The 16,110-nt window shown below is 35.8% G+C and carries 13 protein-coding genes; 9 read left to right on the plus strand and 4 right to left on the minus strand.

Annotation, left to right across the window (positions count from 1 at the left end):
* The first annotated feature begins 141 nt into the window (after window positions 1-141).
* The 4 genes from metG (at window position 142) to Q4500_RS03365 (ending at window position 6,150) form a co-directional block, all read left to right on the plus strand.
* Window positions 142-2,220 carry a methionine--tRNA ligase gene (gene metG / locus Q4500_RS03350; RefSeq protein WP_303598331.1) on the plus strand — a complete coding sequence of 693 codons (2,079 nt, stop codon included), beginning with the start codon at window positions 142-144 and terminating at the stop codon, window positions 2,218-2,220.
* A 218-nt stretch (window positions 2,221-2,438) separates the two neighbouring features.
* Complete coding sequence (locus Q4500_RS03355) at window positions 2,439-4,562, plus strand: Tex family protein (protein ID WP_303598332.1); 2,124 nt, start codon at window positions 2,439-2,441, stop codon at window positions 4,560-4,562.
* Window positions 4,563-4,570: 8 nt separating this feature from the next.
* A complete protein-coding gene (locus tag Q4500_RS03360; RefSeq protein ID WP_303598333.1) occupies window positions 4,571-5,473 on the plus strand; it encodes a histone deacetylase in 903 nt (300 codons plus the stop codon).
* Between the two features lie 77 nt (window positions 5,474-5,550).
* On the plus strand, window positions 5,551-6,150 hold the full coding sequence (locus tag Q4500_RS03365) for a phosphatase PAP2 family protein (RefSeq protein ID WP_303598334.1): 600 nt from the start codon (window positions 5,551-5,553) through the stop codon (window positions 6,148-6,150).
* A 253-nt stretch (window positions 6,151-6,403) separates the two neighbouring features.
* Here the strand turns inward: Q4500_RS03365 and recQ are convergent, their stop codons facing one another.
* The 3 genes from recQ to Q4500_RS03380 form a co-directional block, all read right to left on the minus strand.
* Entirely contained in the window at window positions 6,404-8,488 is a 2,085-nt protein-coding gene (gene recQ, locus Q4500_RS03370) for a DNA helicase RecQ (RefSeq protein ID WP_303598335.1), read from the minus strand.
* Between the two features lie 143 nt (window positions 8,489-8,631).
* Window positions 8,632-8,964, minus strand: coding sequence for a single-stranded DNA-binding protein (locus tag Q4500_RS03375; RefSeq protein WP_303598336.1), 333 nt, complete (start codon window positions 8,962-8,964; stop codon window positions 8,632-8,634).
* Window positions 8,965-9,229: 265 nt separating this feature from the next.
* Window positions 9,230-9,916: a GNAT family N-acetyltransferase gene (locus Q4500_RS03380; RefSeq protein WP_303598337.1), complete on the minus strand. Its 687-nt coding sequence runs from the start codon at window positions 9,914-9,916 to the stop codon at window positions 9,230-9,232.
* Between the two features lie 209 nt (window positions 9,917-10,125).
* Between Q4500_RS03380 and Q4500_RS03385 the strand changes: the two genes are divergently transcribed.
* Complete coding sequence (locus Q4500_RS03385) at window positions 10,126-11,628, plus strand: sensor histidine kinase (protein ID WP_303598338.1); 1,503 nt, start codon at window positions 10,126-10,128, stop codon at window positions 11,626-11,628.
* A 27-nt stretch (window positions 11,629-11,655) separates the two neighbouring features.
* Here Q4500_RS03385 and Q4500_RS03390 read toward each other — a convergent pair whose 3' ends face one another.
* The gene (locus tag Q4500_RS03390) at window positions 11,656-12,291 is read right to left on the minus strand and encodes a CatA-like O-acetyltransferase (protein ID WP_303598339.1); all 636 of its coding nucleotides are present in this window, start codon (window positions 12,289-12,291) and stop codon (window positions 11,656-11,658) included.
* 156 nt (window positions 12,292-12,447) lie between these two features.
* Between Q4500_RS03390 and Q4500_RS03395 the strand changes: the two genes are divergently transcribed.
* From Q4500_RS03395 to Q4500_RS03410, 4 genes are all read left to right on the plus strand, one after another.
* Window positions 12,448-12,651, plus strand: a complete 204-nt coding sequence (locus Q4500_RS03395; RefSeq protein WP_303598340.1) for a CDGSH iron-sulfur domain-containing protein — start codon at window positions 12,448-12,450, stop codon at window positions 12,649-12,651.
* A gap of 109 nt (window positions 12,652-12,760) precedes the next feature.
* Window positions 12,761-14,053 (plus strand): Zn-dependent hydrolase, encoded by a 1,293-nt coding sequence (locus Q4500_RS03400; RefSeq protein ID WP_303598341.1) that lies wholly within the window; start codon window positions 12,761-12,763, stop codon window positions 14,051-14,053.
* A gap of 6 nt (window positions 14,054-14,059) precedes the next feature.
* Entirely contained in the window at window positions 14,060-14,356 is a 297-nt protein-coding gene (locus Q4500_RS03405) for an SRPBCC domain-containing protein (RefSeq protein ID WP_303598342.1), read from the plus strand.
* Between the two features lie 203 nt (window positions 14,357-14,559).
* The gene (locus tag Q4500_RS03410) at window positions 14,560-16,110 is read left to right on the plus strand and encodes a M20/M25/M40 family metallo-hydrolase (RefSeq protein ID WP_303598343.1); all 1,551 of its coding nucleotides are present in this window, start codon (window positions 14,560-14,562) and stop codon (window positions 16,108-16,110) included.

The raw sequence follows: 16,110 nt of genomic DNA on the forward strand, positions 1-16,110 counted from the left end.
TCTAAATGTTTTTAGTATAAAATATCCATGAACGACATAGTTAGACACGGTTAAAATTTTCATCTAGTAGCTTACTACTAATCTTAAGTAATTAGTAATTCTCCCATCAAATTCAGTATTTTTGTAGCCTAATTTATTTTGATGTCCGATATTAAATCACCCTCTAGATATACGATTACTGCTGCGTTGCCATACACAAATGGCCCAATACACATTGGTCATTTGGCCGGCGTTTACGTACCAGCAGATATTTACGCTCGTTACCTAAGATTAACTGGCAAAGATGTTGCCTTTGTCTGTGGTAGCGATGAACATGGCGTAGCCATATCAATGAAAGCTAAAAAAGAAGGCGTAACCCCTAAAGATATTATTGATAAATACCATGCAATAATTAAGCAGTCTTTTTTAGACTTTGGAATCACATTCGATAATTATTCTAGAACCTCTGCCAAGATTCATCACGATACCGCATCAGAATTCTTTGTAAATCTTTACGAAAAAGGAGATTTTATTGAAGAAACTACTGCTCAATTATATGATGAAGAAGCCCAACAGTTTTTGGCAGACCGTTTTGTTATAGGCACCTGCCCTAAATGCGGAAATGAAGAGGCATACGGCGATCAATGCGAAAATTGTGGATCTAGTTTAAATGCCACCGATTTAATAAATCCGAAATCGACCATTACAGGAACCATACCTACAACTAAAGAAACCAAGCACTGGTTTTTACCATTAGATAGGTATGAAGAATTTTTAAAAGATTGGATTCTTAAAGGTCATAAAGACGATTGGAAACCAAATGTATACGGACAATGTAAATCATGGATCGATGGTGGATTAGAACCAAGAGCCGTAACTAGAGATTTAGATTGGGGCATACCAGTACCCGTACCAGGTGGTGAAGGCAAAGTACTATATGTTTGGTTTGATGCACCTATAGGCTATATATCATCTACCAAAGAATGGGCTGCCCGTGAAGGAAAAGATTGGGAACCCTATTGGAAAGATGAAAACACAAAATTAGTTCACTTTATTGGGAAAGATAATATTGTTTTTCACTGTATCATTTTCCCATCAATGTTAAAGGCAGAAGGTAGTTATATTCTACCTGAAAATGTACCAGCAAATGAGTTCTTGAATTTAGAAGGAAACAAGCTGTCTACTTCTAAAAACTGGGCCGTTTGGCTACATGAGTATTTGGTAGATTTTCCTGAAATGCAAGATTCGCTGCGTTACACATTAACAGCAAATGCACCAGAAACTAAGGATAACGATTTCACTTGGAAAGATTTTCAAGCACGTAACAATAATGAATTAGTAGCCATTTTAGGTAACTTCATTAACAGAGTCGTGGTATTGACCAATAAGTATTACGATGGCAAAATACCTGCTGCAGGAAGCTTAACCGATGTAGATAACGAGACACTTGAACAATTATCAAAATATCCAGGAATAATTTCAAGCTCTATTGAACGCTACCGTTTTAGAGAAGCAGGTCAAGAACTTATGAATCTTGCACGTTTAGGTAATAAATACTTAGCCGATGCAGAACCTTGGAAGGTAATTAAGGTAGATGAAGAACGTGTAAAAACAATTATGAATATTGCTTTACAAATTGCGGCTGGTTTAGCTGTTCTAAGTGAACCATTTTTACCGTTTACATCTAATAAGCTTAAAAATATTCTAAATATCGATTTAAGCGCAGGTGATGGTCTAAATTGGAATGATGTTTCAACAAAAGAAGCATTATTACAACCTGAACATCAAATAAACCAAGCAGAACTATTATTTAGAAAAATTGAGGATAGCGAAATTCAAGCCCAGCTAGATAAACTTGAAGCAACTAAAAAAGCGAACGAAAACGAAAACAAAAAACTAATGCCGCAAAAAGATACCATTACATTCGATGATTTTTCAAAACTAGATATGCGTGTTGGTACTATTATCGAAGCTGAAAAAATGGCAAAAGCTAAGAAGCTTTTAGTTTTAAAAGTAGATACTGGCTTAGACGTTAGAACTATAGTTTCTGGTATTGCAGAAAGCTATAAACCAGAAGAAATAGTCGGTAAAAAAGTTACTGTTTTGGTCAACCTAGCACCAAGAGCTTTACGTGGTGTTGATAGTGAAGGCATGATTTTAATGACTGAAAATACCGATGGTAAATTGGTGTTTGTTAACCCAGATGAGGATAGTGTTGGTAATGGGGAAGGGATTAACTAGAGAACAATTTTAATCAATTTAAGAAGCCTTGGTGAATATTCACCAAGGCTTCTTGTTTTAAATAAAACCCTGTTACATGCGTAATTATAGTTTTAAGGTGATCTCCATAAATCTTCAAAAAAAGAAAAGAAAGAATATTAAAATCTACACAAATACCTTCCACTGCTTGATTTCAATACCTAATAATGGGTATTTTTAAAAGTTCTAAACGATTTTACATGCAATTACTGCCCTACATACTTAAATATACCCAGCTACCTGAGAAGGGAATTCAAAATACTATTGAGCTTTTAAATGCTGATTGCACCATTCCTTTTATATCAAGATATCGTAAAGAAAGAACCGGTAATTTAGATGAAGTACAAGTTGGTGCAATCGTTCAATTCAAAGAACAGTTTGAAGCATTAGAAAAGAGAAAAAAAGCGATTATAAAGGCTGTTGACGAACAAGGCGTATTAACGGCTGAGCTAAAACAAAAGTTCAATAATTCTGAAGACCTTACTCAGTTAGAAGATTTATACCTCCCATTCAAAAAGAGCAAAAAAACCAAAGCTGAAGTAGCCCGTAAAAACGGATTAGAGCCTTTAGCAAAAATCATTATGGTTCAACGTGATGACAATATTGAGTTCACAGCTTCCAAATACCTTAATTCAACCATAGAAAACGAAGATGATGCCTTAGAAGGAGCACGCCACATCATTTCTGAGTGGATTAATGAGCGTACAGATATAAGAAGTGCCATAAGATCTCAATTAGCGCGATTTGCCATTATTAGCACCAAAGTAATTGGCACCAAAAAAGATGATGAAAAGGCTCAGAAATTCAGAGATTATTTTGAGTGGAGCGAGCCATTGAACAAATGTCCGTCGCACCGCTTATTAGCCATTTTACGTGCAGAATCAGAGAAATTCATAAGGGTTAAAATTGAATTGGATGATGAACGCTTATTAGATAGAATTGAAAATAGAATCATAAAAACAAACAATGCCTGTGGACAGCAAATCGAACTAGCCCTCGCAGATGCCTATAAAAGATTGCTTTTTCCATCCTTATCTAACGAACTATTAAAAGCAGCAAAAGAAAAAGCAGATGATGAAGCAATTGCTGTTTTCTCTAATAATCTAAGACAATTATTATTGGGTGCACCTCTAGGCGAAAAACGTATTCTTGCCATAGACCCAGGTTTTAGAACGGGTTGTAAAGTGGTTTGTTTAGATGCCCAAGGTAACTTGGTACATAATGAAACTATTTATCCGCATGCGCCACAAAACGATATTGGTGGCGCCATAAAGAAATTGAGTTCATTAACAAATGCATATAAAATAGAAGCTATTGCCATTGGTAACGGTACGGCATCAAGAGAAACTGAGCAAGTTGTAAAGAAGGTGATTTTTAATGACCCGGTCGAAGTATTTGTAGTAAGTGAAGCCGGAGCATCTATTTACTCCGCCTCTAAAATTGCGCGAGATGAATTCCCAAATTACGACATTACTGTTCGTGGAGCCGTTTCTATCGGCAGACGTTTGGCAGATCCCCTTGCCGAACTGGTAAAAATTGATCCAAAATCTATAGGTGTTGGGCAATACCAACATGATGTTGATCAGAGCAAATTAAAGAACTCACTAGATACGGTTGTTGAAAGTTGTGTAAATTCTGTGGGCGTAAACATCAACACCGCTAGCGTTCCGTTATTAAGTTATGTTTCTGGTATTGGCCCGAAATTAGCCGAGAATATTGTTGCTCAGCGAAAAGAAAAAGGTGCTTTTAAAAGCCGAAAAGATATTATGGATGTTCCACGTTTAGGCGGTAAAGCATTTGAGCAAGGCGCAGCCTTTTTACGAATAAAAGATGCTAAGAATCCGCTTGACGATTCTGCCGTACACCCAGAAAGTTATGGTATAGTCAAGCAGATGGCGAAAGATAAAGGAACAGAAATTATATCATTGATAGGAAATAAAACTTTACTCATAGAAATTGATCTTCAAAAATATTGCACCAATGAGGTCGGGCTGCCTACTTTAGAAGATATTCGTTCTGAACTTGAAAAACCAGGATTAGATCGTAGAGAAAAAGCCAAGGTTTTTACATTTGACCAAACCATTAAATCGATTACTGATTTACATAGCGGGCAATTGTTACCGGGTATTGTAAATAACATTACCAACTTCGGTTGTTTTGTAGATATCGGTATTAAAGAAAGTGGACTAATTCATGTTTCTAATCTCTCTGATTCTTTTGTAAAAGATGTAAATGAACATGTGCATTTACATCAGCAGATTATTGTAAAGGTTTTAGATGTGGATGTTGCTAGAAAACGTATTCAATTAAAGTTGCATAAATAATTGAACTGATGCTGAAAATAGCAAATCATCCTATATACAAACATCCGTTACCAGAGGGGCATCGTTTTCCTATGGAAAAATATGAGCTATTACCACAGCAATTAATTCATGAAGGCACCTGCACCGAAGAAAATTTCTTTGAACCAGACATCCCAAATGACAAACATATTGTAGCTGTTCACGACCCCGAGTATTTCTATGATTTGTTGAATATGATGATTTCGCCCAAAATGGCTCGAAAAATAGGTTTCCCACTCTCGGAAGATTTAGTAGAACGAGAACGTATTATTGCCGATGGAACGATAAAAGGATGCGATTTTGCCTTAGAATATGGAATTGCAATGAATATTGCCGGTGGAACACATCATGCCTATAGCGATCATGGTGAGGCATTTTGCATGTTGAACGACCAAGCAATTGGCGCCAAATACTTATTGAACAAAGGTCTTGCAAAAAAGATTCTCATTGTAGATTTAGATGTACATCAAGGAAACGGAACGGCCGAAATATTTCAGAATGACGATGCAGTTTTTACATTCTCTATGCACGGTGAAAGTAATTATCCGTTTAAAAAAGAAAAGTCAGACATGGATATTCCCTTACCGAAAGGAACTACTGATGAAACATATCTTTCAATTCTAAAGGAAAATTTACCCAAACTAATAGATACGGTAAAACCAGATTTCATTTTTTACCTAAGTGGTGTTGACATTTTAGAAAGTGATAAATTAGGTACTCTTGCACTGACATTAGTAGGGTGTAAAAAACGGGATGAATTTGTTTTAACTACATGTCACAACCTAAACATACCCGTACAATGTAGTATGGGCGGCGGTTATTCACCTGACATTAAAATTATAGTTGAAGCGCATGCTAATACATTTCGATTGGCACAGAAACTCTATTTTTAAGCTTTTCAAGAGTTTTAGAGTTAAACATTGTTTGCTTTTAATTAATTTTTCAATTAGTAGAATTTTAAATTTGTAGTATGAAAAATTTAATAATCCTATTAGGTCTAATATCTTGTTTCTCGATTCATGCTCAAGATTTTGCAAAGGATTCTACCGAGACAAGGTGGAACATGTTTAAATATGATGTCGGAAATATGTTCAAAGGAGTTGGTTACTCATACACCAAACCTTTACATTGGCAAGGTAAACAGTGGTGTCACTTTGGTGCTATGGTAGGTGTTACAGGGCTTATATATTTAGCAGATGACAATACCTCTAAATTTATAAGAAACAATAAAGAAGGAGTCCCACAAGTAATTCGTGATTATGGAGAAATACATGGAAGTCCCGCTAATAATTATATTGCGACTTCTGGAGTATATGCTGTAGGATTAATTACCAAAAACGAAAAATTAAGAAGAACTGGAGTATTATTAATATCATCAGCTACTTCTGCAGGACTGCTGCAACAAGTATTAAAATCTGTAGTGGGCAGAGCAAGGCCATTAGCTGAGTTGGGCAAAGATACCTTTGACCCATTCAATTCAAGCAGAAACGTTCATTCGTTCCCATCTGGGCATGCTTTGCTTGCCTTTACCAATGCATATGCAATAGGAAAGCAATTTAAAAATTCGTGAGTAAAAGCAGGTATTTACACATTAGGCGCTATTCCAGATATTTCTCGTGTTTGGGATGGTCAACATTACTTAAGTGATATGGTCTTTGCGTTTGCCATATGTATTGCAACCGTAGAATCTATAGATAGATATCTAGACAAAATGTACGATGAAAAATACAATGATCATAAGACATTGATGAGCTGGAATCTTAATTTCGATCCGAGGCAAATGGGTGTAACCGTTAACTTTTAACGCTGACAAATATCCATTTTTAAGAATCTAACATATACAGCGCAAACTTAATTTTCCAATACGGCATTTTCTCTTCAAAGAATTCAAAATAGTCTTTTAGACCTGTGGCGTCTGTAAGTTCAGATTTTGCCTTTTCTATTTCAGCTATTTCTTTTGAATCAACAAACTGATTTAAATCGAGATCCTCACCCTCGGCATGCTTTTTCATTAGATGTCCGTATATCGTATTCTCGGACAAATTTCTTGACGTAGCGATTTCAGAAACCGTAGATCCTTTACTAAACAGTTCAAAAGTTTGGTCATGAGTTGCTTTTTTTGATTTCTTAGCAGGGGCGTTTTTAGTGATTTCAGCAATAAACACGTCTGCATACTTTTCTAGCTTCGCCTGCCCTACTCCAGAGACTTGCATAAACTCTTCTCTATTTTTTGGAAGTTTAGCCTCCATATCTTTCAAACTCGCATCCCCAAAAACAACATAAGCAGGTACATTCTGTTCCGTTGCAATTTGTTGTCTAAGTAAACGAAGCTTTTCGAATAAATTTGTTTTCGTAGTTCGTGATTTTGCTGCAGCCTTTTTCTTTTCTGCTTCCTTTTGCAATACTGCTAACTGAACTTTTTTTCCAGAAAACAAAACTTGCTTTGCCTGTTCAGTTAATCCGAGTCTTGCACCTTCCCTGAAGTTAATATCTAGTACCCCTTGGTTCAATAATTGAATAACATATTGCTGCAAGTCTAACCAAGAGACATCTTTTACGGCGCCATATGTTTTGATATTCTGATAGCCTTTTTCTAGAACTTGAGCATTCTGCGCACCTCTTAAAACATCGATAACCATACCCATTGGTTCTCGCTCTTTTAACCTAGCAACACCAGAGCATACTTTTTGCGCCAATAATGTAGCGTCAAAATAAGCAGGTGGAGCATTACAGATATCACAATTGCCACAACCTTCAGTTACCTGCTCTCCAAAATAATTTAGCAGCGCTATTCTACGACAACTTAATGCCTCTGCAAATTGTTGCATACGCTCTAACTTAGCATATTCAACATCTGCATTTTCACTTTGCGTAATAAACCTACGTAATTGAGCCACATCTGCAAAACTGTAAAATAGTAACGCGTGGGCAGGTAAACCGTCACGACCACCTCGACCAATTTCTTGGTAGTACCCTTCTATGTTCTTTGGCAGGTTATAATGAATGACCCAACGCACATTACTTTTATCGATACCCATACCAAAAGCAATGGTTGCTGCAATAATAGGCACCTTATCGGTAATGAATTCTTCTTGAACAGTAGAGCGTTCATCTGAAGACATACCTGCGTGATACGCTTTGGCCTTAAAACCCGCATTACGTAATTTCTCGGCAATAGATTCTGTACTTTTTCGACTAAGGCAATAGATAATTCCGCTTTCGTTCGGTCTATCATCTAAGAAATCGAGAATATGTTTTATTCGATCTTGAGCAGGTTTTACATCAAGATATAAATTAGGTCTATTGAATGATGCCAAATGACGCTCAGCATTCGTTATTTGTAATTGATCTGCTATATCGTCTTGAGTGGTCTTATCGGCAGTAGCCGTAAGTGCCATTACCGGAATATTCGGAAACCTTCTTTTTAATCCGCCAAGTTGAGTATATGCAGGTCTAAAATCATGTCCCCAAGAAGAAATACAATGAGCCTCATCAACAGCGAACAGACTGATTTTTAAATTCCCAAGAATGTTATTAAAAAAGCCCAGACTTTCTGGAGCCACATAGAATAGTTTCAAATCCCCTCTCTCCAATTTTCCAAGGATCTCTTGCTGTGTTTCTTGGGTCTGAGAGCTATTGTAATATTCGGCAGCAATTCCGTTAGCTTTTAAAACATCTACTTGATCCTTCATTAAAGCAATTAGAGGCGAAATCACAATCGCAGTTCCCTCTAAAGCTAATGCAGTCAGCTGATAACAAAGAGACTTACCACCACCAGTTGGCATAATCGCCAACACATCTTTTTTACTAAGTGCATCTTCAATTATTGATAATTGATTCGGCTTAAATGAATCGTAACCAAAATGCTTTTTTAATAATGGTATTAAGTCTTTTTCTGTTGTAATCATGTTTTGCAAAAATAGTGTTTGAAATTGTCTTTAGCAGATGTTTTCACAGGATTAGATCTTTACGAGCCACGAAGCAATCTGCCAATTTCGTGTACCAAACTTACAGATTACTTCGTCGTACTCCCTCGTGAAGACGTATCAATCTACTTCCCCAACATCAACAACTCATTACACCTAATTTCTGTAATATATCTTTTCTCACCTTCTTTTGTTTCATAAGAACGATGGGTAAGTTTACCTTCCACGGCAACTTGTTTTCCTTTGGTTAAATAGTTCTCTACAATCTCAGCTGTTTTTCCCCAGGCTACAATATTATGCCATTGGGTATCATCAACTTTTTCACCTTTAGCGTTTTTATAACTATCTGTGGTGGCGATAGAAAACTTAGCCAATTTGGTACCACCTTCTAAGTTTACGACTTCTGGGTCTTGTCCTAAATTACCAATCAACTGTACTTTGTTTTTTAATGCGTTCATCTCTCTAATTTTTATGGTTTAACAGTTCATACTATCAAGCCAATGTGACTCGACACTGCAAACCTAGAACAGCATTGAAGGATTAATCGGTATGCAAACGCTTACTTTCGTTTGTTATCGTTTACAGTCGTTTATAAACTTTTATAATACTGTTATACAGTTATTTAATAACATATCAAAATGAAATAAAAAATAGAATAATTTATTAAATAGTTGAAAAATGCAAAACAAAACCAAAAACATCAACCATAGAAAATCTAATTAATCAAATTTTACGATACAACCACCAGTTCATATCTCTGGTTAATTCGTATCCTAATTTCTGATAAAGTGGTATAGCCAAATTTCCCTTATTGGTATGTAGAATAGGTGTTTTATTTACTTTTAAAATCTCTTTTGTAGTATGAGTGATAAGTTGTTTTGCCAATCCTTTTCTGGTATAATCTGGATGTGTTACCACCGCACTTACTTCTATAAAAAGATTTGTTTGCATTCGCTGACCAGATATTGAAACTAATTTCCCGTCTTTAAAAATTCCGTAATAATTACCCATTTCAAAAGTCCTTCTACGATAATAACCAGGCATTACTAACCAGATTAAGTTATACACTTCATCAATATGCTCATCGGTCAGTAAGACAATATCTTCTGTTATCGAAACATCTGGAAGTTCTTTCAACACCATTTGGCAACCATCAATTTTCTTCTCTAGAACAATTTTAGTTTCATCTATTAGCGGAGTCTGATTCTCTGAAACGAAAAAGAAACTATCTGTAGTTTTTATATATTGACCGGAAGCTTTTTCTGTCTTTGATTCATCGAAAAAAGATCCAAAAGTACACACCTCTTGATCATAAAACTGAACGCCGTCATATACAACAACAAACTTTTTATGTGTTTCATTTAAGGAATACCAAACCGGATTTTTAAGCTGCTCTTCTAACTTTACCATTCTAATATGAATCAAATTTTGCGCAAATTATTCAATCTTAAAACAATATCACATCTTACTAAACATATAAATGAATTTAATACTTATATAAAAAGAAGCCTACCTAACATTGGCTCATTCTCAATAAAAAATTATAAATTCAAAGAGCAGAGATGATAAAGGGCATTTCAGATTCATATCTCCCCACTTAATAAATTTATAGTTTATATATGGATATCATTGATTTTAGGTATTTAACAACAATTGTCTTTACGTCTATTTTTGGCGTTTTTGGTATATACCACCTATTATCATTTCTAGTTTTGAGGCATAAAATTCTACTGTACTATTTTATTTTAATTTTCGGATTGACTTTACATTGGAGTTTATCTCTCATCATCGACGGTTCTTTTAGTGATCAGGTTATATTAATCGCTGATAAAACCTCACTTACCACAGCAATGATTTCAACTTTTGGATTATTAATGTTTACAAAAAGCTACCTGAACATTTCTCAAAACAACCACCCAACATTAGCTACAATTTATAAAGTATTTGCAATAATCATGATTTGTTTGCCTGGTTTGCACATTCTAAATAACATAATAACTAAAATTGATTGGTTAAACAGTTCTCTAGTGTTGTTCGCTGCCATCATAGCTTTATCAACAGCACTTCTCAGCTTATTTTCAGGAATACGTTTGTATACAGCTGAAAAATTTAATAAATATTATTTGTATTCTTACACACCTTATTTGCTCGGTTCATTTCTTTATATAGGAGCATGGTTTTCACAAAAGTATTTTAATGTAGATACCGACCTTGTTATATTACTAACGTCTATTCTTGTGACTTTTCAATTAGTTCTTTTCTCCATTTTGGTTAGCTACAAGTATAAATCTATTGAAGATAATACTATAAAAATTCAGATTGAAGCTAATAGCAAACTTACTACAGAAGTTGAAAAACAAACCCAACATTTACAAATAGCAAAGCAAGATTTAGAATACCAAAACGGGGAACTTGAAAAAGTAAATAAGCTTAAAAACAAATTGTTCTCATTACTTACTCATGATGTAAGAGGACCGCTAAATAACGTTAGCACGATTATCGCAATGATAGAAAGTCAGTTGGAGGAAAGTGAACTAAAAGAGATTACAAAAAAATTAAAAAACGAAGTAACGGATAGAATTTCTATGGTTAACGTGTTACTCGACTGGTCTTATAATCAACTAGAAGGTGTCACCTTAAATCGAACAGTATGCGATTTAGATACCCTATTCAAATCCATAAAGAAGGATTTTAAAAGAATGGCCGATGAAAAGGGTATAGAAATAGAACTAGCAATTTCTTGTCGGGAACTTTTTATTGATGAAAACATGTTAAAAGTCATTCTCCGTAATCTGACCTCTAACGCAATAAAATTCAGTAAGGAAGGTCAAAAAATAATATTGTCCTCCAACTGCACATCTGATATAGTTACAATAGGGGTAAAAGATTTTGGATTGGGCATGAATACCGATTGGCAAAACACATCTGGAAGCAATGGCGCACCAGAAGTAAGGCAAGGCACAGTTGGCGAAAAAGGTACTGGTTTCGGTTTAATGATAACTAAAGATTTCGTAGAAATGAACGGTGGCGAAATAAGCTGTAAAAGTGAAATTAATAAGGGAACAGAGTTCATCTTAAGCTTTAAAACGGCAACAAATGAGCAATTGCCTACCCAACTATAATCTACAGACACATTATTTATTTTTTATCTAAACTTCTCTTTCTAGTGACATTAGTCGTTGAAACTCGGTAACGAACAAACCTACTTCATAGCCATCCATTAAAGCATGATGTACATGTATTGATACAGGCATAAACCTATGCTCACCATCCCCCGTCATTTTACCAAATGAAATTTTCGGGCAACTATCTGCAAATTCAAAATGTCGTGCATGAGAAACCGATGTAAAATCTAGCCACGGCATACTAGAACAATGTAATACGTTGATACCGCATTCGGGCAATTCTAATCCCGTTGATTTTTTAACCTCTTCAGTCACTTCATTAGCTGCGTCTCTAAACTCAATGAAAGACTCTTTATATTCGATATACGAAAAACCAAAGGTGCCATTATCTCTACCAATGGTTGGCGATGCATGCACATGATCATACTCGAATACCTTATCATCTTCAATTCTATATTTAAACGGGGTTATGGCATTGGCAGCCTTTAACGTTCTGTGTAAATAAACCAGAAAGAAAGAGTTGCCAGATTCTTTCGCAAAATCATAGGCTTTAGAACAGTTCACTTTTACGGTTACCCCATGAAAAGGCTCGCTGAACTGCGAAAAAAAATTAAAATGACCAGCCCTATTCCATTCCTCAATATTTAACTCCTTTTTCATTTATTTTTTGACCTTGATTATAAATTTTAATCCGTTTTTTTCAGCAATAAATATACAACCTCAAATTTCAATTTAAAATTGTGATAACTTGTGCTTTCCAAATAAAGGATGTTATTTCACTTTTAATACATTATTATAATACTTTAAAAAAATACTATGGAAGAAAACAAAGACCAATGCATTACAGAAATGATTGTAGCTAATAACGGACCCCTAAAAATTAAAGGAAACTTACAAATTCAATTAGCATCGGGCGAAATTGTCGCAAAAGAAGGAACCACTGGTTTTTGTCGTTGCGGAGTTTCAGAAAACAAACCATTTTGCGATGGATCGCACAGAAAAATAGAATGGATAGGTTAACTTATCAAAATTCTAATACATAAATTATTAGGTGTATACTACATCTCAATAGTATACACCATTTTTGAAATATTCCAAGAGAGATAAAAACGCTTTACCATATAGGATCATGAAAAAATATAAGAATATAATTATTTTACTTTTAATTGTTAGTCCTTTATTCGGTATTGCTCAAATCTCGGTGAATCAAGACAGATTAGAGAAACGAATTAAAGATCTTGCACAGTTTGGCATTCAAGAAAATGGCGAAACAGAACGCGTTGCTTTTAGTGATACCGATGTTGCAGCCCAGCAATGGGTTATTGAGCAATTAAAAGCCATAGATATTGAAACTCATATCGATTTTGCCGGCAATGTTATTGGAATACGAAAAGGGACAAAACCAAATATGAAACCAATTTCATTTGGCTCACATATAGATCGCGTTCCGCATGGTGGTAATTATGACGGCTGTGTTGGCAGTATGGCTTCCTTAGAAGTTCTTAAGGTGCTTGATGAAAACAACGTTAAAACAAAACACCCCTTAGAAATTATCATTTTTTCTAATGAAGAAGGTGGTGTTGTAGGTAGTAGGGCAATCGCCGGACATTTGAAAGAAAGTGCTTTTTCGGTTAAAAATTCAACAGGGTATACCATTGGCGAAGGTATGATGAGATTAGGTGGAGATACCACCAGACTTGCAGAAGTTGCTCGTAAAAAAGGAGATGTTGCTGCCTTTATAGAACTACATATTGAACAAGGTGGTACTCTTGAACAAGAAAATTTAGAGATTGGTATTGTAAAAGGAATTGTAGGATTAAAATGGTGGGATGTTCAATTCAACGGTTTTGCCAACCATGCCGGCACAACACCAATGAATGCTAGAAAAGACGCGCTTTTAGCAGCCTCAAAATTTATCATTGCCGTTAATGAAGTTGCCACAAGTTTCGATGGCACACAAGTTGCTACGGTAGGTAGAATAAAGTCAGAACCAGGCGCGCCCAATGTAATTCCGGGTCATGTGATTACGAGTCTTGAAATTAGAGATTTGTCGTCTGAGATTATTGAAAAGGTATATACTGCTATCGAAAAAAGAGCGGAAGAAATTAGTATTGAATCGGGAGTTGAAATTTCCTTTAAAAAATTGGATACTACGGCAGACCCTGCTATTATGGATTCAACCATACAATCTGAAATTGAAAAAAGTATTCAATCTCTTGAATTGAGTTACAAGTCAATGCCAAGTGGCGCTGGTCACGATGCCCAAGACATGGCACTTATTGCACCAACGGGTATGATATTCGTTCCCAGTAAAAATGGCATTAGTCACTCTCCTAAAGAATTTACCTCTGCGGTTGACATGGCAAATGGTGCCAATGTATTATTGCAGACTATTTTAGCATTAGACAAAAAGCTTAAATAATAGTTTATGAGAGACAATCAATCCATACATATTGAGCAACTTCTAAATGCATCAATTGAACAGGTATGGAAAGCATTAACCAATGTGGATGATATGCGGCAATGGTATTTTAATGCTATTCCTGATTTTAAGCCGAAGGTTTCTTTTAAAACTAGCTTTTTAATAACGAATTGTGGACGAAACTTTACTCATAATTGGATTGTAACAGCCGCTATTCCAAAATCTAGAATCAGTTACACTTGGACCTTCAATGAATACCCTGGAGAAAGCATCTCTACATTTGAACTATGTGAGAAGGAATAACAAACACTACTTAAGGTCACAAGCGAAATCACAAAAGATTTTCCAACACATATTCCAGAATTTAAAAGAGAAAGCGGCGAGGCAGGATGGTCGTATTTAATTAAGGAAAGCTTACCCTCTTCCTTCAAAAATCAGACAAATTTTAACAGCAATCTTCTACCCTTAAATTAGTACCTTAGTTCAACTAACAAACTATCTTGAACATGAAAAAAGGACTACTCTTTGGTGCATACTTATTATGCGCCACTTTCGGATTTTCTCAATCCACCGAAGACATCGTTAATGCCATTGAAAAAGAAGGTGTTGAAAACTCGCAATTAGAGCAATTAGCTTACGAATTAATGGACCTTAATGGACCACGACTAGTAGGTACTCCAGAAATGAAAACAGCACATGACTGGGCAATAAATACCTATAAAAAATGGGGTATTTCTGCCGAAAACCAACAATGGGGAACTTGGAAAGGTTGGCAAAGAGGCATCACGCACGTAGATATGGTATCGCCACGCGTAGCTTCGCTTCATGCCACACAATTGGCATGGAACCCAGGCACAAGTTCTAAAGGTGTTACCGCATCTTTAATCACATTGCCTAGTTTCAAAGACTCCTTATCTTTTGTAACATGGCTTCCGAATGTAAAAGGAAAAATAGTTATGGTGAGCATGCTACAACCTACAGGTAGACCAGATGAAAACTGGGAAGAATATGCAACTAAAGCATCCTTCGAAAAAATGAAAACCGAGCGTGATTCTATTGAAAAAATTTGGAGACAGAACATTAATAATACAGGATACACGAGTAGAAATATCAATTCTGCATTTGAAAGAGCAGGCGCAGTTGGTATTGCACAATCAAGATGGTCTGAAGGTTTTGGAGCCAATAAAATATTTAGCGCAGGTACCGATAAAATTCCCGCAGTAGATATTTCTTTAGAAGATTATGGAATGTTGTACAGAATGGTAGAACATGGTGCCGACACTAAAATTAAAATAGTAGCGGAATCTAAAGACTTAGGCATAGTACCTACTTTTAATACTATTGCAACCATACCTGGTACCGAATTCCCAGATGAGTACGTAATTCTTTCTGCTCATTTCGATTCATGGGATGGTGGAACAGGAGCAACGGATAACGGTACAGGAACAATTACCATGTTAGAAGCTGCTCGTATTCTTAAAAAAGTATATCCGAATCCTAAACGAACGATTTTAATTGGTCATTGGGGAAGCGAGGAACAGGGGTTGAATGGTTCTAGTTCATTTGTTCAAGATCATCCAGAAATTGTAGCGGGTGTACAAGCTGTTTTTAATCAAGATAATGGAACTGGTCGTGTAGTTCGTTTATCGGGACAAGGATTTTTACATGCCTACGATTACTTAGGGCGTTGGTTAGAAGCTGTTCCTGAAACGTATAAAAATGAAATAGAAACGACCTTCCCAGGGTCACCTAGTCGTGGTGGATCTGATTATGCCTCGTTTGTAGCAGCAGGTGCTCCGGCTTTTTCGTTAAGCTCTCTTAGTTGGGATTATTGGAATTACACATGGCACACAAATTTAGATACGTATGACAAGATTGTATTCGATGACGTACGTAACAATGCTATTCTAACAGCTATTCTTACGTATATGGCTTGTGAAGATCCAGAGAAAACATCACGCGAAAAAGCAGTGTTAGGTATTAACCCTAGATCTGGTGAAAAAGGAGAATGGCCAACACCAAGAACACCACAACGCAAAGGTGGACAAGACGAATAA

The sequence above is a fragment of the Maribacter sp. 1_MG-2023 genome (assembly GCF_030547005.1).
In the GTDB taxonomy this organism is placed as follows: domain Bacteria; phylum Bacteroidota; class Bacteroidia; order Flavobacteriales; family Flavobacteriaceae; genus Maribacter.